The 1,414-nt window shown below is 68.9% G+C and carries 2 protein-coding genes; both read right to left on the bottom strand.

The genetic code is table 11. The annotated features are described in order from the left end of the window. A partial coding sequence (locus AC1D15_RS32235) for a patatin-like phospholipase family protein (RefSeq protein ID WP_477829263.1) occupies positions 1 to 930 on the bottom strand: 930 nt, incomplete at its 3' end. Then, positions 927 to 1,414, bottom strand: a 488-nt coding sequence (locus AC1D15_RS32230; RefSeq protein WP_477829262.1) for a hypothetical protein, incomplete at its 5' end; no start/stop codon positions are given. The genes AC1D15_RS32230 and AC1D15_RS32235, both read right to left, overlap by 4 nt.

Here is a 1,414-nt window from a genome sequence, read left to right as displayed (position 1 = left end):
GGTGCGCAGTGCGCGAAGGTGCGGCCACCAGTCCAGGCCGCTCGGCTGGGGCACCGGGTCGCGCAGCGAGATCAGCGTGCAGTTGCGTGCGCGCAGGACGTCGCCGCGCGTCTGCTCCATCATCAGGTCCATCGCGCGCATCGGCGTGGCCCAGCCGTCGATCGGGCGCATCGGCCAGGCCGGCGCGGAGGCGTCGATGCAGGTGGCATGGCCGAGCGCCGGGTCGAATTCGCGCAGGCCGTGGTTGTCGAGGACGCCGCCGTCGCCCAGGTGATGCCTGCCGCAGCGGATGGGTTCGAACACCCCGGGCACCGCGCTCGACGCCGCGATGGCGCGCGCGACCGGCAGGTCGTTCATCGTCAGGTAGCTGGCATCGGGCTGGCGCGGCAGGCGCCGGTCGCCCAGCAGCACCACGCAGCGGTTGCCCTGGGCGTAGTCGGAGCAGGCGATGCGCCACTCCGGCAGCTCGGTGGGCCACACATCCGCCGCGGCCGCTCGATGCAGGCGGCGCAGCCAGCGGCGATTGATGCGTGACATCGCGTCCGAGAAGCCGAACTCGTTGCGCACCAGCCCGCTGCTCAGCGCGCGAATCGACGCCATCACGCGCAGCCGGGGGTTGTGGCGGCTCTTGCGAAAGAGAGCCAGGTGTGCACGCAGCGCGCACTGCGCCAGCGCATCGTCGCGCACCGGCCCGTGCCGTGCCTCGGCCAGCCATTCCTGCAGGAAGAAGCCCGCGGCGATCGATCCGCCCGAGATGGTCACCAGCATCTTCAGTTCGCGCAGGCGCCCTTGGGCTGCCAATGCGTGCAGTGCACCCAGGTGATAGAAGGCGGCGCGAAACCCCCCGCCCGAGAGCGAGAGCTGGTGGATCTGCCCGTCATCCGCCGCAGCGGTGTCGGTGGTGGGGTGGGGAATGCTGGAGAAGGTCATGACTTGACTCTGAGGCCGACTCGGGTGTTCTCGAATTCGAAGCGATAGGCGGCGCCACAGGCCTTGCCGCGCTCGGTCGAGCGGAGCGCTTCATCCGTGTCGATGGCTCGCATCCGGCGCCGCAGTTCCCGGGCCGTCTGGGTCACCGTCCAGGCCGACACGGAAGCACAGATCTTCGGGACTTCGTTCAGCGAGAGCAGCGACAGGACGTTCTCGGTGCAGGTGCCGACTGCGCTGCGAAGTGCTTCTCTGTGCGCCTCGGTTGTCTTCGAGTTCTTGCCGCGACTCAGCTTGACCGTGAGGCCGATGGCCTGCGTGTCGCAGTCGGCGGTCCGTTGGTTCAGGTCGGCCAGCGCGGACGATTGCTTGCCCAGGTAGGCGTTGACGCCTTCGACGCCGTCGGTTCGCAGGCGTTGCTCGAGGGTGGAGACGAGTTCGTTGGATGAGAGGGCAGCTGCCKGAAGCATCAGCAGTCCGACAAGAA

This window comes from Rhizobacter sp. P2_H2 (genome assembly GCF_056403375.1).
This window is presented reverse-complemented; position numbering and strand designations above follow the sequence as displayed.